General features: G+C 43.0%; 14 protein-coding genes. 10 read left to right on the top strand and 4 right to left on the bottom strand.

Annotation, left to right across the window (positions count from 1 at the left end; translation table 11 throughout):
- Positions 1-24 precede the first annotated feature (24 nt).
- Positions 25-1,848, top strand: a complete 1,824-nt coding sequence (uidA, locus tag BQ9856_RS12635) for a beta-glucuronidase (protein WP_077611355.1) — start codon at positions 25-27, stop codon at positions 1,846-1,848.
- A gap of 16 nt (positions 1,849-1,864) precedes the next feature.
- On the top strand, positions 1,865-2,005 hold the full coding sequence (locus tag BQ9856_RS24550) for a hypothetical protein (RefSeq protein WP_159441987.1): 141 nt from the start codon (positions 1,865-1,867) through the stop codon (positions 2,003-2,005).
- Positions 2,006-2,084: 79 nt separating this feature from the next.
- On the opposite strand, the gene BQ9856_RS12630 is transcribed toward BQ9856_RS24550, so the two are convergent.
- On the bottom strand, positions 2,085-3,413 hold the full coding sequence (locus tag BQ9856_RS12630) for an MATE family efflux transporter (protein ID WP_077611354.1): 1,329 nt from the start codon (positions 3,411-3,413) through the stop codon (positions 2,085-2,087).
- A gap of 723 nt (positions 3,414-4,136) precedes the next feature.
- Here BQ9856_RS12630 and BQ9856_RS12620 point away from each other — a divergent pair.
- From BQ9856_RS12620 to BQ9856_RS12605, 4 genes are all read left to right on the top strand, one after another.
- Positions 4,137-5,357, top strand: coding sequence for a L,D-transpeptidase family protein (locus BQ9856_RS12620; protein ID WP_235839200.1), 1,221 nt, complete (start codon positions 4,137-4,139; stop codon positions 5,355-5,357).
- A 100-nt stretch (positions 5,358-5,457) separates the two neighbouring features.
- Positions 5,458-6,039, top strand: a complete 582-nt coding sequence (locus BQ9856_RS12615; protein ID WP_077611352.1) for a TetR/AcrR family transcriptional regulator — start codon at positions 5,458-5,460, stop codon at positions 6,037-6,039.
- A gap of 85 nt (positions 6,040-6,124) precedes the next feature.
- Entirely contained in the window at positions 6,125-7,093 is a 969-nt protein-coding gene (locus tag BQ9856_RS12610) for an FAD:protein FMN transferase (RefSeq protein WP_077611351.1), read from the top strand.
- 41 nt (positions 7,094-7,134) lie between these two features.
- Entirely contained in the window at positions 7,135-7,557 is a 423-nt protein-coding gene (locus tag BQ9856_RS12605; RefSeq protein ID WP_235839199.1) for an FMN-binding protein, read from the top strand.
- A gap of 74 nt (positions 7,558-7,631) precedes the next feature.
- On the opposite strand, the gene BQ9856_RS12600 is transcribed toward BQ9856_RS12605, so the two are convergent.
- Together BQ9856_RS12600 and BQ9856_RS12595 are read right to left on the bottom strand one after the other, a co-directional pair.
- The gene (locus tag BQ9856_RS12600) at positions 7,632-7,880 is read right to left on the bottom strand and encodes a spore coat protein (RefSeq protein ID WP_077611349.1); all 249 of its coding nucleotides are present in this window, start codon (positions 7,878-7,880) and stop codon (positions 7,632-7,634) included.
- 23 nt (positions 7,881-7,903) lie between these two features.
- Positions 7,904-8,086 (bottom strand): hypothetical protein, encoded by a 183-nt coding sequence (locus tag BQ9856_RS12595; protein ID WP_077611348.1) that lies wholly within the window; start codon positions 8,084-8,086, stop codon positions 7,904-7,906.
- A gap of 255 nt (positions 8,087-8,341) precedes the next feature.
- Here BQ9856_RS12595 and BQ9856_RS12590 point away from each other — a divergent pair, with 255 nt between their 5' ends.
- From BQ9856_RS12590 to BQ9856_RS12575, 4 genes are all read left to right on the top strand, one after another.
- Positions 8,342-8,947 (top strand): PadR family transcriptional regulator, encoded by a 606-nt coding sequence (locus tag BQ9856_RS12590; RefSeq protein WP_084758074.1) that lies wholly within the window; start codon positions 8,342-8,344, stop codon positions 8,945-8,947.
- A gap of 88 nt (positions 8,948-9,035) precedes the next feature.
- Positions 9,036-10,103: an acyltransferase family protein gene (locus tag BQ9856_RS12585; RefSeq protein ID WP_077611346.1), complete on the top strand. Its 1,068-nt coding sequence runs from the start codon at positions 9,036-9,038 to the stop codon at positions 10,101-10,103.
- Positions 10,104-10,181: 78 nt separating this feature from the next.
- Complete coding sequence (locus BQ9856_RS12580; RefSeq protein WP_077611345.1) at positions 10,182-11,447, top strand: MFS transporter; 1,266 nt, start codon at positions 10,182-10,184, stop codon at positions 11,445-11,447.
- A gap of 52 nt (positions 11,448-11,499) precedes the next feature.
- Complete coding sequence (locus BQ9856_RS12575) at positions 11,500-11,904, top strand: VOC family protein (protein ID WP_077611344.1); 405 nt, start codon at positions 11,500-11,502, stop codon at positions 11,902-11,904.
- A gap of 128 nt (positions 11,905-12,032) precedes the next feature.
- On the opposite strand, the gene BQ9856_RS12570 is transcribed toward BQ9856_RS12575, so the two are convergent.
- The gene (locus BQ9856_RS12570; RefSeq protein ID WP_077611343.1) at positions 12,033-16,274 is read right to left on the bottom strand and encodes a 2-hydroxyacyl-CoA dehydratase; all 4,242 of its coding nucleotides are present in this window, start codon (positions 16,272-16,274) and stop codon (positions 12,033-12,035) included.
- Positions 16,275-16,320 lie beyond the last annotated feature (46 nt).

Genomic DNA, 16,320 nt, shown 5'->3' with positions numbered 1-16,320 from the left:
TAAGTTTTCAGTAACGGTAACAGGATGTTAACATATTCTTCATTGTATCCCCAGGATACGGAAACCAGACAGTTCATCTCTCTGGATGGAATGTGGAAGTTTAAAATCGACTGGGAATCCCAGGGGCGTCAGTCTGGCTGGCAGGAGGGACTTTACGGCTATGACATGATCCCTGTACCGGCAAGCTTTCAGGACTTTTATACGGAAAAGGAAATCCGGGAATTTGTGGGAGATGTGTGGTATGAGACAGAGGTATTTGTTTCTGACAGATGGCAGGGAGAAGCCCTTTTCTTAAGATTCGGGGCAGCCACCCACAAAGCGGACATTTATGTCAATGGTCAGTATGCAGGCTCTCATGAAGGAGGTTTTCTTCCGTTTTCCGTGGATATCTCCAAAACAGTGCTGTTTAATCAGAAGAACCGGATCACTGCCGTTGTAAACAATGAGCTGTCTGTCACAAACATTCCCTGCGGAGCTACGATCACATTAAAAAACGGAAGGAAAAAAGCCGCACCGTATTTTGATTTTTATAACTATTCCGGCTTACACAGATCCGTGCAGATCATTGTATGCCCGGAGGAATATGTTTTTGATTACAGCACCGTATATGAACTGGATGGAACAGATGCCAACGTGCGGTACAGCGTTGTAACAACGGGGAACAATCTGGTTGAATTGGAGCTTTTTGATGAGGAAGGGAACCTTGCAGCCAAAGCTTCCGGAAAAGAGGGAGTTCTGAATGTAAAGAATGCAAGGCTATGGCAGGTCCGGGATGCCTATTTATATACCCTTCGCATTCAGATCAGGGACGGAGCGCGCTTGATCGATCAATATGAGGACCAGATAGGGATCAGGACCGTAGCGATCCGGGATACTAAAATTCTTATCAATGGGACTCCTGTTTATTTAAAAGGTTTTGGAAAGCATGAAGACAGTGATGTTTCCGGCAGAGGCTTTAACCGCTGCATGATGAAACGTGATTTTGAACTGATGAAGTGGATAGGAGCCAATTCATTCCGGACCTCTCATTATCCCTATGACGAAGAAATCTACAGAATGGCTGACAGAGAGGGATTCCTGATTATTGATGAGGTCGCGGCGGTCGGACTCTTTAAGAGTACAAAGAATTTTGTGGATGCATCAAACGGCAAAATGTCGGCATTTTTTGAAGCGGACACCATCCCCCGGCTGCTTACGAGGCATTTAGAGGATATTGAGGAATTGATTGCCAGAGATAAGAACCATGCCAGTGTAATCGCCTGGAGCCTGTTAAATGAGCCGGAAACGACCTCCGAGGAGAGCGTTCCATATTTCAAAGCATTGTTTGAGAAAGCCCGGGAGCTGGATCCCCAAAGGAGGCCGAGAACCTTTGCTGAGATCAAGAACTCCGGCCCTTATATCTGTAAATGCCATCAGTTCAGTGATTTCATATGTCTGAACCGGTATTACGGCTGGTACATCAAAGGCGGCTATGAAATATCCGATGCATTTGAAGATTTCCGGGAAGAAATGCGCCAGTGGAAAGAAGTGGAACCCAATAAGCCATTTGTATTTACGGAATACGGTGCAGATACTTCCGCATTGGAACATAAGCTGCCGTCCGTGATGTGGTCACAGGAGTATCAGGAAGAGATCCTGGAGCTGACCAATGAGGTCTTTGACTCTCTGGATTTTGTGGTGGGAGAGCAGGTGTGGAATTTTGCAGATTTCCAGACAACGGAAGGGATCATGCGCGTCAATGGAAATAAAAAAGGAATTTTCACAAGGCAGAGACAGCCGAAAGCTGCCGCATTTCTGCTGAAAAAGAGATGGGAAAGCCTTCCCTTAGACTATAAAAAGGACAGATAGAGAGGGAGGAAAGGAAATGAATCAAAAAACAACCGTATTTCCGGAGGGCTTTTTATGGGGTGGTACCAGAAGATCATTAAGACCAATGGTGCATAAACGAAGGAAGGCCAATAGAAAAATGTGCCTGCAGACAATAAATGAATCGGGTTTTAATTAGACAAGATCCCGCAAACCAGTCAGCGAACAGGTTTGCGGGATCTTATGAAAAGTTTACCGTAATAAGCAATTAGCAATTCTTAATTTTTCTTCTTTGAACCCTGTCCTTTTTTAGAAAAAAGATATAAAGTAAGCCCTATCCCACCTACAGTCAGTTCTGTTGCCGGAAAGACACACCAGACACCTATCATTCCGCCTATGGAGGATAACAAAAGGGCCATTGGAATAATAATTAAAAATCCACGCAAAATTGAGATTATGTGTGCAGGGCGCGCGTATTCAGTTGAGGTAAAATAAACGGATATAATTATGTTAAATCCGGCAAATACACAACCTGTAAAGTAAATTTTCAACCCTGTTACAGCGATACTTTGCAAAAGTGCATTTTGTTCACTGTTGAAGATATTTACAATCTGTGGTGCTCCGAAGAATATACACAAATAAACAACTACAGATATCGCTGACATGGTTATCAGGGCATAACGTAAAATTGCCTGGACGTTTACACGGTTACCGGTTCCATAGTTCCTGCTGATAATCGGCTGGATCCCTTGTGCTATGCCTGTGTATATCGCAATTACCACCAATGAAAGATTTGCGAGAATCCCATATGCCGCAACACCGGTATTTCCCTGCAGCCTCAATATAATTATGTTGAAAACAATGATAACAACGCCGGAGGATACTTCTGTAATGAGTGAAGGCAGTCCGCTTGAAAAAATATTGCTAATTAATTGTCCTGAAATCGTACACTTCGTCAGATGAAAGCGGTTCTTCTTTTTAATGAAAAAAGGAGAGAGAATAAGCATACTGATGACCGGGGCAAGTCCAGTTGCGAGGACAGCACCAAAGATCCCCATTTTAAACGGGAAAATAAAGACATAATCCAGAACAATATTTGATAAGCTGCCGCCTATCATTGCGATCATGGAAAGCTGAGGGGCACCGTCATTTCTTACAAAGCATAAAATCAGATTATTTAACATAAACATCGGAGCAAACAAAAGAATTACCTGCAAGTAGGTCTTGCTCATTTGAAAAACCGTTTCATCAGCTCCCATCAGATGTGCAAGCGTTTCAGAGAAAAAAATCCCAATTACAAAAAATGCGGCGGCAAAACTGAGAGTAAGAAAAGCGGTATTTGTAAATGCATGATTTGCATCGTTCATTTTGTTTTGACTCTTTAAAATAGAATATTTCGTAGCTCCTCCGATACCGAACATTAAGCCGCTTCCGTGAATAAAACTGTAGATCGGAATTGCAAGATTTAAAGCGGCTAAACCATTTGCCCCGAGTCCCTTTGAAATGAAGAAGGTGTCTGCCAGGATATAGCAGGACAAACCTATCATACCAAGAACGTTTAACGATGAGTATTTCACAAATTCCTTAAAGCATGTCATATTTTTCATTGAATACAGACCTCCATACAAAACCGGAAAAACACGCTTTGCGAGTTTCTCCGGTTATCGCGGCAGTCGCCAAGTGAACATGTTCGTTTGGCTCGTTGCCTGCGTAAATAAAAAGCGCCAGAACTTCATATCTTCCACGGCCTAACGATATGAAGTCTGACGCTGAATTCTTTACCCGGCGGTAAAGAATAAGTCAGTAACTTATTCATTTTTCAAAAATAGTTTAGCACATGGTGTTTATATTGTCAATTTATAATATTGACTATTTCCGGCAGATAGGGATTATGCATGCTATTCTTTGTCGATTTACGCCGCGGATGTTGATTCGGTGCTTGAAAGTGGGGTAAGATGGACTGTTATGACCAGAATTGAGGATTTATCGGAAGAAGAGAGCAGCCGGAGAGTAAATGAATGGGCGAATGCCAGGTGACGCATGGCGGAGTACCTGTATCCGATGCATCTTAAGTTTTAAAATCAGAAAAACAAACATAAGATGAAGTAATTATTATGTTGAAGTACAGTGTATTCTGATGAGAGGTATAAACTGGCATGAGGGATGGGAAGATTAAAATACTTTCCAAAAGAGGGGTCACAGGAAATACTATTATTGCAATTGCTTTCATTATACTGGTTTATTTACTTATTTCCTTATACTTTAAGAATCATTTCCTTATTAACACCACAATAAATGGGGTAAATGTCTCATTAAAAGCGGAGGATGATGTGAATCAGATAATGAAAAATCATGTAAAAAGCTACAGGCTGCAATTAATAGAAAGAAATGGGGAAACCGAAGAGATAACCGGGCGGGATGTTGAACTGGAATACAATGAAAAAAATAATATTTCAGAAATTCTTCAAAGGCAGAATTCCCTGAAATGGATAGCTTCATTATTGAAAGATCAAAAAGTATATGCCAACGGTTTATTTACCTATAATAAAAATGCTCTGGAAAATAAAATAGACGGCTTACATTGTTTAAATAACAATAGGATAGAATCACGAAATGTGGATTTTAAGTATTCCAATGGCTCTTACGAGCTGGTGGAAGAAGTATATGGAAATGAAATAAGGAAAGATCATTTAAACACAGCCATCCGGTCGGGTATTTTAAGGGGAGAGACTAAATTAGATTTAAATGAAAAGCTATGTTACGAAAATCCGGAATATACCTTGAATTCTGCTAAAACTCTTAGAACCAGGGAGCTTTTAAATAAGTACGTATCAACTAATATTACCTATGTATTTGGCAGCCAAAAGGAAAAATTAGATGGTGATACTATTAACGAATGGCTGAGTGTAGATGGAAATCTGGATGTGGAAATAAGCAAGACTGCGGCTGGGAATTATGTAAAAGGATTGAGCAAAAAATATGATACTGTCGGAATTGCAAGAAATTTCAGAACATCGGTTGGGAAAGTCATAGAAGTGAAAGGGGGGCTTTATGGCTGGAAAATTAACAGGAGTGCTGAAACGGAAGCACTGCTGGAAAATATAAACCATGGGCAGGTAATTGTCAGGGAACCGGTTTATGCACAAAAAGCCCTGCCCAGGGGTGAAAACGAAATAGGCAATACCTACGTGGAAATCAACATAACCAGACAGCATTTATGGTTTTATAAGGATGGGAGGTTAATCACCCATGGCCCGGTGGTGACAGGGAATCCCAATAGAGGAAATTCAACTGTAGTTGGGACCTATATGCTTAACTATAAACAAAAAGATGCAGTTTTATCAGGCCCGGGCTACAGGGCGGCTGTAAAATACTGGATGCCATTTTATGGGAATATGGGGGTTCATGATGCGAGCTGGAGATATTCTTTCGGAGGAGAGATATATAAAAGAAATGGAACCCATGGATGTGTAAATGCTCCGTTGTATCTGGCAAAAACGATTTTTGAGCATATAGAAGAAGGGATCCCGTTTGTCTGTTATGAAGAATAGAAATATAAAATGCGGATATACAGAAAACGATTGACTTTCATCGGCAGATTTAGTACAATATGAATGAATTAAAATATATTCATTCATGGAGATGCTGATTTTGGAAGATAAAAAAACGCTGATATACGATTGTGCAAAGGAATTGTTCAGCAATAAAGGTTTTAAGGATACAAACATATCTGAGATTACACAAAAGACCGGAATGGCGGTAGGAACGTTTTATAAATACTATCCTTCAAAAGAAAAACTTTTCATGGATATTTTTCTGGAAGAAAACGCTAACTTAAAAAAACACTGCCTGCAGTCCCTTGATTTATCCCGGAGTCCGTTGGAAGTGGCGGGGCAAATGCTGGCGCTGAATGCGGAGGGCATTCGTACAAATCCCATTTTAAAGGAATGGTATAACAAAAATGTATTTGCAAAAGTGGAAAAGCTTTATCGCGAGGAAAACGGGCTTGAGGCGGTTGATTTTTTATATGACAGCTTCCTTGAGCTTGTAAAAGAGTGGCAAGCTCAGGGAAAAATGCGTAAAGACATTGACAGTAAGATGATTATGATGATTTTTGCCGCTATTATCAATGTTGATACGCATAAGGAAGAAATCGGACTTGAATATTTTCCGCAGCTTTTGGAGCTTATGACTGAGCTGATTATGAAAGGCCTGATGGACTGCTCTGAATAAATGAGCAGTTTTTTCGGGATTTTAAGTGAATGAATAAGTTTGAGTTCATTCACGTGAGTGTTTTCAAACGGAAGGAGGCTTAAACATGTTGCAATCCGCGGTTGCAGAGGCCAGCAGCTTTGGTATGAATACGGACATTTCATACAGGGTATTTGGTGAAAAGGCGGAGCAGTCTGTCGTTTGCGCAGGATCGGAACTTTCCCGTCTGGAGAAAAAACTGAGCCGCTTCCTGCCGGGCAGCGAGGTCAGCAGAATCAATCTGTCAGCAGGATCAGGGCACGTAAAAATCAGCTGTGAAGTTTATGAGATTCTATCGTTTGCACTTCAGCTTTCTGAAATCACGCAGGGGCTGTTTGACGTTACCGTTGGCCCCTTGATTGATCTATGGGACTATAAGCATTCCAGCCAGGCCCCTGAGGAAACACGAATTCAGCGTATCCTGCCTCTGGTCAATTTTCATGAATTGACGTTGAATTCGGACGAAAAAACGCTCAGCCTTCGAAAACCGGGACAGTCCGTTGATTTAGGCGGCATCGGAAAAGGCTATGCCAGTGATTGTTTCATAAAAGTACTGAAGGAGCATGGCATATCCTCAGCCTTTATCAATATCGGAGGAAATGTATCCACGCTTGGAAATAGGCCCGACGGTTCTCCTTGGAGTATCGGCATCCGGCACCCCAGGCAGGAGGGGTGTCTGCTCGGAGCAGTGAAGGTAACAGGGAAAGCAGTAGTCACCTCCGGTGACTATGAGCGGTATTTTATTGACCGGGAAGGTAAGAAATGGCATCATATCCTGAACCCAGCCACAGGATATCCTGCGGAATCAGGATTGATCAGTGTCACTGCGGTCGCAGACAGTGCTATGACTGCTGATGCGCTGTCAACAGCAATATTTGTAGCAGGCATAAAGAAAGGACTTGAATATTTGGCTCAGTTTTCCGGTGTAGAAGCTGTCCTGGTTGATGAGCGTCAGCAGGTTTTTATCACCCAAGGCTTAAAAGAGTGTTATCAAGCGGTTGAAGGAATAAATACAGCCATAATAGGAAAGGAGTAAAAAGAATGGGGAATCCTGTTAAAAGAAAGGGGAAAAGAAAAATGTGGATTGTAATATTGATCATTGCAGTATTAATTGCGGCCGGATTAATAGTGGGAATTCTGGCCGATGCACCGGGACGGCGTGAAATCGGAAAGCTTTCTTTTTCAGATGTAGACTTTAAAAAACTCCGTAACGGAACCTATGTAGGGGAATATAAAGGGACCAAGTCTCATTTCAGAGATACTAAGGTCCAGGTAATGATATCGGAAGGTGAGATTTCCGATGTCAAAATATTAAAAGGAGCCGTGGATAAAGAGGGAAAGCCTGTAAAACTGACAGGTGGACGAAGTATTGATGATCTGTTCCGCAATGTGATTAACTCGCAGACGCTGGAGGTGGATGCAATAAGCGGTGCGACCCTGACATCCAAAACTCATTTAAAGGCGCTGGAAAACGCTCTTGAACAGGCACAAATGAAATAATCGGGCAACAGGAAGAATATGAATAAAGTGCGTTTCCAGGTCATGGAACCGCACTTTATTCATACCATTTGATATTACCCTTGTGATACCTGATTTTTAACCGTGGTTATTTCGTTATCAGAAGCAGCTTGGGCTGGTTGATAATATCCTTTTTGTTTAGCGGCCTGATAAATTTTAAACTGACGCTGCTCGTCCATATCCCTCATTTGCTGGAATGTCTGGCGTAACTGAGGATTATCGGTCTCGGAAATAATTGTTGCATAACCTGCCAAACTTCCTTTGATCATTGACAAATAATCATTCATAATATCTTTTTCGTTCATAATTTCCTGATTACCTCCTGTTCTTAGTGTAAATATGTCATTAGCTTTTGTTTGTTCTGCCGTGCATCCTGGGCATCTGATGCCAGCATCTGGCTGATTTGATTATCCTGGCATTGCTGCGACATAGCATCTAATTTATTTGCTACAGTTCCGTGCGCGCTGATTAAATGCCTTAAGTTCTGTAATTCAACTTGATTTAGTGTCATATGATTATGCTCCTTTCAATATTTTTACAGTTCTATTATTGCAGATATTCTGATTTCTTATTCTGATTTTTTCGTTTTTTACATCAGATTACTCCTGATTCTTTCAATAGTTACCATTATATACCATTTGGAAAGCTCTGTGTTTCTTAATAAAATCCATATTTTGATTTAATATAATTACTTTGGTTGACTTATGGGTCTAATAGATATATAATTGGTATATCTATTAGACCCATTTTTATAAGGAAGATGATCATGGAAAAAATTATACTTGGAATGCTTATGATGCGAGGCTTGACGATATATGAAATGAAGATGTTTATTGATGATAATCTGGCTTCTATGTGCAGCAATAGTTCGGGCAGCATACACACAGCCATTCGGAAGATGTTGGAAAAGGAATTCATTCGCTATAAGGAAGAAGACAACAAGAAAATTTACTTTATTACGGGAAAGGGGAGGGAAGCATTTAATAACTGGATTTTACAGCCGATGGATCGTACCAGGGCAAAAAACATTGAGCTTAGTAAAATGTTTTTCTTTGGTCTTTCAGATCCTGCGAAGAGAAAAGGAATCATAAAGGAATATATTGAGAGGCTTAAGGAAGAGCACTCGAAGTTAAAGGCAATATATAAAAAAATTATACTTGATAAAGATAATATCATGGATAATGGTATTAAAATGGCAGAAGACGATCCGTGGAATGAAGAAGGATTCAAAAAGAATACATTTACAGGCAGCATAGAGGATACAATATCAGATGTTTACAAATATCAGCTGGCAATATTGCAGTATGGTATGGAATCAATAGAATTTGAAATCGGGTGGTATTCCAAATATCTTAAAAATGTCAATTTTTGACGCATGAAACTCTTTTAACAATAAATCTATACAAATATAATAATCAGAAAGGTACGTATTGATGTAAAATATATCATACAGGTAAACGATGGAAAAGAAGATAAAACAGAGATTAGACTGGATTGATATAAGTAAAGGCATTGGAATGCTTTTCATTATGCTTGGCCATGCACCTCATCCGGAAAATATGACAAAAAGTTTTTACACGTTTCATGTACCGCTCTTTTTCTTTTTATCAGGCATCTTATTTTCATCTGCAAAGTACAGAAGCTTTGGAGAGTTTATAAAACGGCAGTTTTTTGCTCTGGTCATTCCATATATCTCGTTTTCTATATTCAATTATATTTTCTGGATATTGATTTATCATAATGTTGGCGATAATCCGTATAGCAATGACGGTATCAATATACTGGCACCGATTTTGGGAACGGTGATCGCAGTACGGGATTTACCATGGACCCTGCATAACGTAGCTTTGTGGTTTCTGGCGTGTTTATTTACAGCTGAAATACTGTTTTACTTTATAATTAAATTAACAGGCGGTTCCCATAAGAATATTGGTATATGTTTGTTTATCAGCTCAATTCTTGGCTATTTGTACTGCACATATGTTGGTGTTAAAATGCCATGGAGTTTTGATGCTGCTTTCACAGCGGTCGTGTTTTTGGGAGCAGGATATCTGATGAAAGAAAAAATATACAAAATAAGCAATTATATTGCGTATTTGCCCCTTTTTTTGCTCATCAATATGATTACAGGCAGCCGAAATAGCAGCGTCAATCTATATGAAAATCAGTATGGGAACTATGTTTTGTTTTATATTTCTGCATTTAGCGGCATATTTGCCGTTATTGCTTTTGCGAAAAAGTTTGAAAAGCAACTGGATAAAATTAAAATTCTGACTTTTATCGGAAGGAATTCCCTTGTATATTTGGGATTTCATCAATACATCTTGTTTCCTTTCATTGGCTTAGCCCTTGAAAATATTCCTTTTTATAGGTTGGATAACATTCATGCACTTATAATTAAGGGGATTAGTTATACTCTCATAGCGGTGCTTGTCATTGCTCCTATTGCGGTTTTAATGAACCGTTATACCCCTTTTTTACTTGGTAAAAGGAAACAAATTTATGGATCTTATCGGCGTACAAAATAAATTTTATTTTCAATTTTGAGTATAATTACTGTTGTAGTTGAAATCGTGAGAAGATATAAAAAACGGGGGAATATTCATATGCAGGATACGTACAATACAAACTGGAAAAGAAATATCGCGCTGTTCATGGCCGGGCAGGGGGTGTCCCTGTTCGGTTCCATGCTGGTGCATTACGCGGTGATGTGGCACATCACCCTGAAAACCCAGTCGGGGTTTATGATGACCCTGTTCACGGCTGCTGGGGCGCTCCCCATGTTCTTTATATCTCCATTCGGTGGTGTGTGGGCAGACCGGTACAATAAAAAATATCTGATCAACATCGCCGATGCTGTTATTGCCGCGGTCACGCTGGTTATGGCCTTGTTTTTTTCCCTGGGCTATGATTATGCCGGGCTGCTGCTGACCTGTTCCGTCATGCGGGCTTTTGGACAAGGGGTACAGACGCCCGCTGTCAACGCGCTTATTCCCGAGCTTGTACCGCAGGAGCAGTTAACCCGCGTCAACGGTATCAATGGCAGCGTCCAGTCATTGGTGATGTTCGCCTCTCCTATGGCGGGGGGTGCGCTGCTGGCCGTCGCTCCTGTGCAGACGCTGATGTTCCTCGATGTGATTACCGCCGTCATTGGGATCAGTATCCTGTTCTTTTTCGTTAAAACCCCTGCCCGTATACGGAAAAGCGAAAACGATAAGGATGCGAGGCTGTATTTTCACGACATCCGCGAAGGGCTTGCGTATATCGGTAAGCATTCCTTTGTAAAAAAGTTCATTGTCCTGAGCGCGGTTTTCAATATTATGGTAGCACCTGCGGCCATACTGACCCCTCTGCAGGTGACACGGGATTTCGGTGACGGTATCTGGCGCGTGTTTGGAGGCATTTCCTTTGGACCGGAACAGCGGCTGGCCGCAGTGGAAGTAGTTTTCTTTATCGGTATGATGTTGGGCGGCCTTGTGATTGGGGCTTGGGGCGGCTTCAAAAACAAAAGTCATTCCATGGCCCTGTCAGTCAGTCTTTTTGGGCTTGGGGCGGTTGGGCTCGGGGTGATTACGAATTTCTGGGCGTATCTTGCCTGCATGTGCCTGACCGGACTGGTCATGTCCTTCTTCAACGTGCCCGTAATGGCAGTGCTGCAAACCAATGTGGATGGTGCATATATGGGCCGGGTTTTTTCCGTGCTGACCATGATGTCAAGCCTGATGATGCCCTTGGGTATGGTGTTGTGGGGACCGCTGGGTGATGTGGTATCCATAGACTGGCTGCTGATCGGAACCGGGGCGTTTCTGTTCCTGATGGGATTTGTGTTTGTGTTTGACAAGACGCTGCTGAAAGCGGGAGCGTCGGTGTAAAAAGCCCGTAAATGAAACGGGAGTAAAAAATAAATAAACGGAGGAAAACATTATGTTAGGACATTATCTCATGTTCAACCGCAATTGCATGGAGGCGGTCGAGGCCTACAAAAAGGCCTTGAACGCCGAGGTGTCGGAACTTCAAACCTACGGCAGCATGCCGCCAAACCCTGCCTTCCCGGTCGCGGAGGAGGATAAGGGGCTGGTACTCCACGCCAGGCTGAAAATCGACGGCTGGGAGCTGATGTGCGCCGATTCATCGGAACGCAGCAATCCGGGTGAAAATATGTATGTGTCAGTTACCACACCGGACGAAGCCTTTGTGCGTCATGCGTGGGAGGTACTGAAGGAAGGCGGAGAGGTGTTCATGGAGCTGGCTCCCAGCTTTTTCGCTGCCGCCCACGGCTCCCTTCGGGACAAGTTCGGCGTGAACTGGATGTTCACCGCACGGAAGTAATCAGGCTTTTAAGCAATGTAAATCAAAAAGAAGCATCTCTAAACTGCGATATGCCATAGAAAGTGTTTAGAGGTGCTTCTATTTGTCTGCAAATTTATCGGAAACCCATTCTGCGGATGTTACCGAATTCATTTATTTGGTATTGTTTTTGCCCGTTCCAGCATCAGTTTTACACGGTTGATCTGGTTGACTTCGCTGGCACCCGGATCGTAATCCACCGCTAAGATATTTATTTGCGGATACCGTTCTTTTAAGGTTTTGATCATGCCTTTCCCTGTAATATGATTGGGAAGACAGGCAAAGGGCTGCATACAGATAATATTATTTGTTCCATCCTCAATGAGTTCAATCATTTCTGCGGTGAGCAGCCAGCCTTCTCCTGACCGGTTACAAAGGGAGAGGAAGGGCTCAGTCTTCTGTGCCATTTGAAATATAGTATTTGGAGCCGTAAACCGCCCGCTGTTTTGAAGCGCATTTCTTATATCCTTCCGGTAGTATTCGATAAAACGGATCAAAGTATTGTTTACCGCCCGCCGCGTTTTGCCGCCTCCCAAATAACGGTTGTCCGATTCCCCGCCGTACATACAATAGAGGAAAAAATCCATAAGGCCGGGGACGACCATTTCTGCTCCCATATCCTCAATAAAATCAACCATATTATTGTTGGCAGCGGGATGATATTTTACCAGAATTTCCCCGACCAGGCCGACCCGTACTTTTTTTTCATTCCGTATGGGGATATTTTCAAAATCCTTCACAATTTTATAAATGTTTTCACGAAAAACAGCGTAGTTCCCCTGGCGGATATTGGCTTTGCATTTTGTCATCCAATCAGAAAAAAGCCGGTTGGCGGACCCTTTGTTGATTTCATAAGGCCGGATATGAAACAGGATTTCCATGAGCATATCGCCGTACAGAATCGCCATGATTGCTTTTTTTAACAAAGATACGGTAACCGGAAAGCTGGACCCTTTTTCAAGACGGGAGGCATTAAGCGACAGGACCGGCACTTGTTCAAAGCCGGCGGCCTGCAGTGCTTTTTTTAATAAAGCCAGATAATTGCTGGCTCTGCAGGGCCCCCCGGTCTGGCTCATGATCACTGCCGTATGGTTAAGATCGTATTTGCCCGACTGCAGAGCCCGAAGGATCTGCCCGATCACAATAATGGAAGGGTAACAGGAATCATTGTTTACATATTTCAGTCCGGTTTCGATATCTTCCTTATCCACATCAGGAAGGAGTACCATCTGATAGCCTTCGGAACGTATCGCTTCCTGGAGCAGTGAAAAATGGATGGGAGCCATCTGTGGTGCTAAAATGGTATATTTGCTGCGTATTTCCTTTAAAATCAAGCTGTTTTTTTGTACCGTTTTATGCGTTGTCCGGCAAATTCTGTTTCCATTTTGAACTTCCATTGCCGCTTTCAATGACCTCAACCGGATTTTCACCGCCCCAAGATTACTGGCTTCATCAATTTTTAATAAAGTATAAATTTTACCGTTCTTATCTAAGATCTCCCTGGCCTGCTCCGCGGCGATGGAATCCGGTCCGCAGCCAAAAGAATTCAGCTGTACCAGTTCCAGATTATCCTGCCCGGATACAAAATCCGCCGCCTCGTAAAGGCGGGAATGATACATCCACTGATCTAAAACCATTAAAGGCCTTTCCACATGTCCCAGATGGGCAACAGAATCCTCGGTGAGCACCGCTAACCCCATTGAGGTGATTAGGCCTGGAATACCATGATTGATTTCCTTATCCAAATGATAGGGCCTCCCGGACAAGACAATGCCGCGGCCCCCGGTTTCTTTCAAATAACGGAGAGCCTCTTCCCCCATCTTTTGAATATCCGTTTTGAACTGCCTGTCTTCTTTCCACGCAAGCTCAAGTGCATTCTCCACTTCATTTTTTGTAATGCCAAAGGCTTTGAATTCTTCGAACAGCCGGTGTGCCAGGGCCTTTTTGTTATCATACGGCAGGAAGGGAAAATGCAAAACCGCCCCATTCTCACCCAGCGCGTCCATATTAGCGTGGATGACCTCTGCATAAGCGATTACCATCGGACAGTTGAAATGATTGTCGGCGCCGTTAATTTCCGCTCTTTCCTTTGGAATACAGGGATAAAATATATGCTTTACATTTTGCTCTAACAGAGCCATGATATGGCCATGTACAAGCTTAGCGGGATAGCAGGCCGTGTCCGACGGAATCGTATCCATCCCCAGTTCAAATATATGCCGGTTGGATTCCGGAGATAATTCCACCCGAAACCCGAGAGCAGTAAAAAAGGTAAACCAGAAAGGATAATTTTCATACATGTTCATAGCTCTGGGAATGCCGATGGTTCCTCTTGGCGCCTTTTCCGCTTCCAGCGGCCGGTACTCAAATAACCGTTTATATTTATATTCATAAATATCCGGTATGCTTTGCTGTCTGTTAATTCCTGCGCCTCTTTCACAGCGGTTTCCCGTTATCAGCTTTTTCCCGTTGTTAAAAAGGTTTACGGTCAGCAGGCAGTTGTTGGTACATTTCCCGCAGCGCGCAATTTTTGTATCCACCGAAAAGGTGTCCAGCGAAGCAGCGGGGATCAGAGAGGATTGCATTCCTTCTTTCCAGGCGTTTTTGGCCAGCAGCGCCGCCCCGAAAGCTCCCATCAGTCCGGCGATATCCGGCCGGATCACCTCTTTTCCGGAAATCATTTCAAAGCTGCGCAAAATTGCATTATTTAAGAAGGTTCCGCCCTGGACGATGATTTTATCTCCTAATTCGGCTGGGCTTTTCAGTTTTATTACTTTATACAGCGCATTTTTAATAACCGAATAACACAATCCGGCCGAGATGTCTCCAACAGAAACTCCCTCTTTCTGAGCCTGCTTTACCTTGGAATTCATAAAGACGGTACAGCGCGAGCCCAGATCGATCGGCTTTTCTGCTTTGATTCCAAGCGCAGAAAATTCCTGGACCGACAGCCCTAAGGATTTTGCAAAGGTTTCGATGAAAGAACCGCAGCCCGATGAACAGGCCTCATTTAAAACAACGGTGTTGATAACGCCGTCGCGGATGCGCATATATTTCATATCCTGTCCGCCAATATCGAGGATCATCTCAACGCCCGGTAAAAAGTATTTGGCCGCTGTACAATGAGCGACGGTTTCGACTTCACCGAGGTCACAGGAAAACGCCTCCTTGATCAATTCCTCTCCATAACCGGTAACGGCGGAATATGCGATAACGGCTTCCTCCGGCAGATGGGAATAGATCTCCTTTAAAATTAACGTAGCCGATAAGAGCGGACTGCCATCGTTATTGCGGTAACAGGAGTACAAAAGACAGCCGTCCTGATCGGTCAGGGCTGCCTTGCTGGTTGTGGATCCCATATCCAGACCGAGATAACAGAGCCCTTTATAGCCGCTTAAATCCCCTCTTTTTACTTGATGGGCGGCATGCCTTTCCATAAATTTCCTGTATTCCATATCGTCGGCAAACAGCGGCTTCAGCCTGTCTTCCGAAAGCTCATTTCCTGTTCGGCCTGCTTTTAAACGGTCCAGCAGCTGCATGAGTGAAATGGATTGTTTGTCGGCGGAAAGCGCTGCGCCGATGGCTGCATATACCTGGGCGTTTTCCGGAATAACCATATCACTTTCCTGTAAATTTAAAGTTTCTTTAAAACGGTGCCGCAGTTGGGGGAGGAAGTGCAGAGGTCCTCCCAGAAAACCAACTTTTCCTTTTATTTTCCTGCCGGCTGCCAATCCTCCGATTGTCTGATTGACAACCGCCTGAAAAACAGAGGCAGCGATGTTTTCTTTCTTCGCTCCCTCATTCAGCAGCGCCTGCACATCGGTTTTTGCAAAAACTCCGCACCTTGCAGCAATCGGATAGATGACATCGCTGTGCTCAGCCAGCTCATTAAGCCCTGCGGCATCGGTTTTCAAAAGGATTGCCATCTGATCGATAAAAGCGCCGGTTCCGCCGGCACAAATTCCGTTCATCCGTTGATCGGTGCCATGATCAAAAAAGGTGAGTTTTGCGTCTTCTCCGCCAAGTTCGATAATGATATTGACATCCGGGATATACCGCCCGGCCGCCTTACAGCCGGCGATCACTTCCTGTACAAACGGCAGATCCAGCCTTTCGGAAATGGAGATGCCTCCGGAACCTGTTACAGCTGCTTTCATTTTTATATTGCCGGCGGTATGATATAGTTCTTTTAAAAGTTTTTCTAACGTAAGCCAAAGATCGGCATGATGTCTGCAGTAATTGTTATATAGCAATCGGTCTTCCCTGTCCAAAACGGCAAGTTTAACGGTTGTTGACCCGATGTCAATACCAAGACGGAATATTTTGCTATCAGAATTGATTGCTTCACTCATAAAAATCAGGTATTTCCCTTCATAAAGATAGATAATCGATCGTTTA

The organism is Clostridium sp. Marseille-P2415, assembly GCF_900155545.1.
In the GTDB taxonomy this organism is placed as follows: domain Bacteria; phylum Bacillota; class Clostridia; order Lachnospirales; family Lachnospiraceae; genus Lacrimispora.
The sequence above is the reverse complement of the archived record's forward strand: the minus strand, read 5'-3'. Positions and strand labels throughout refer to the sequence as shown.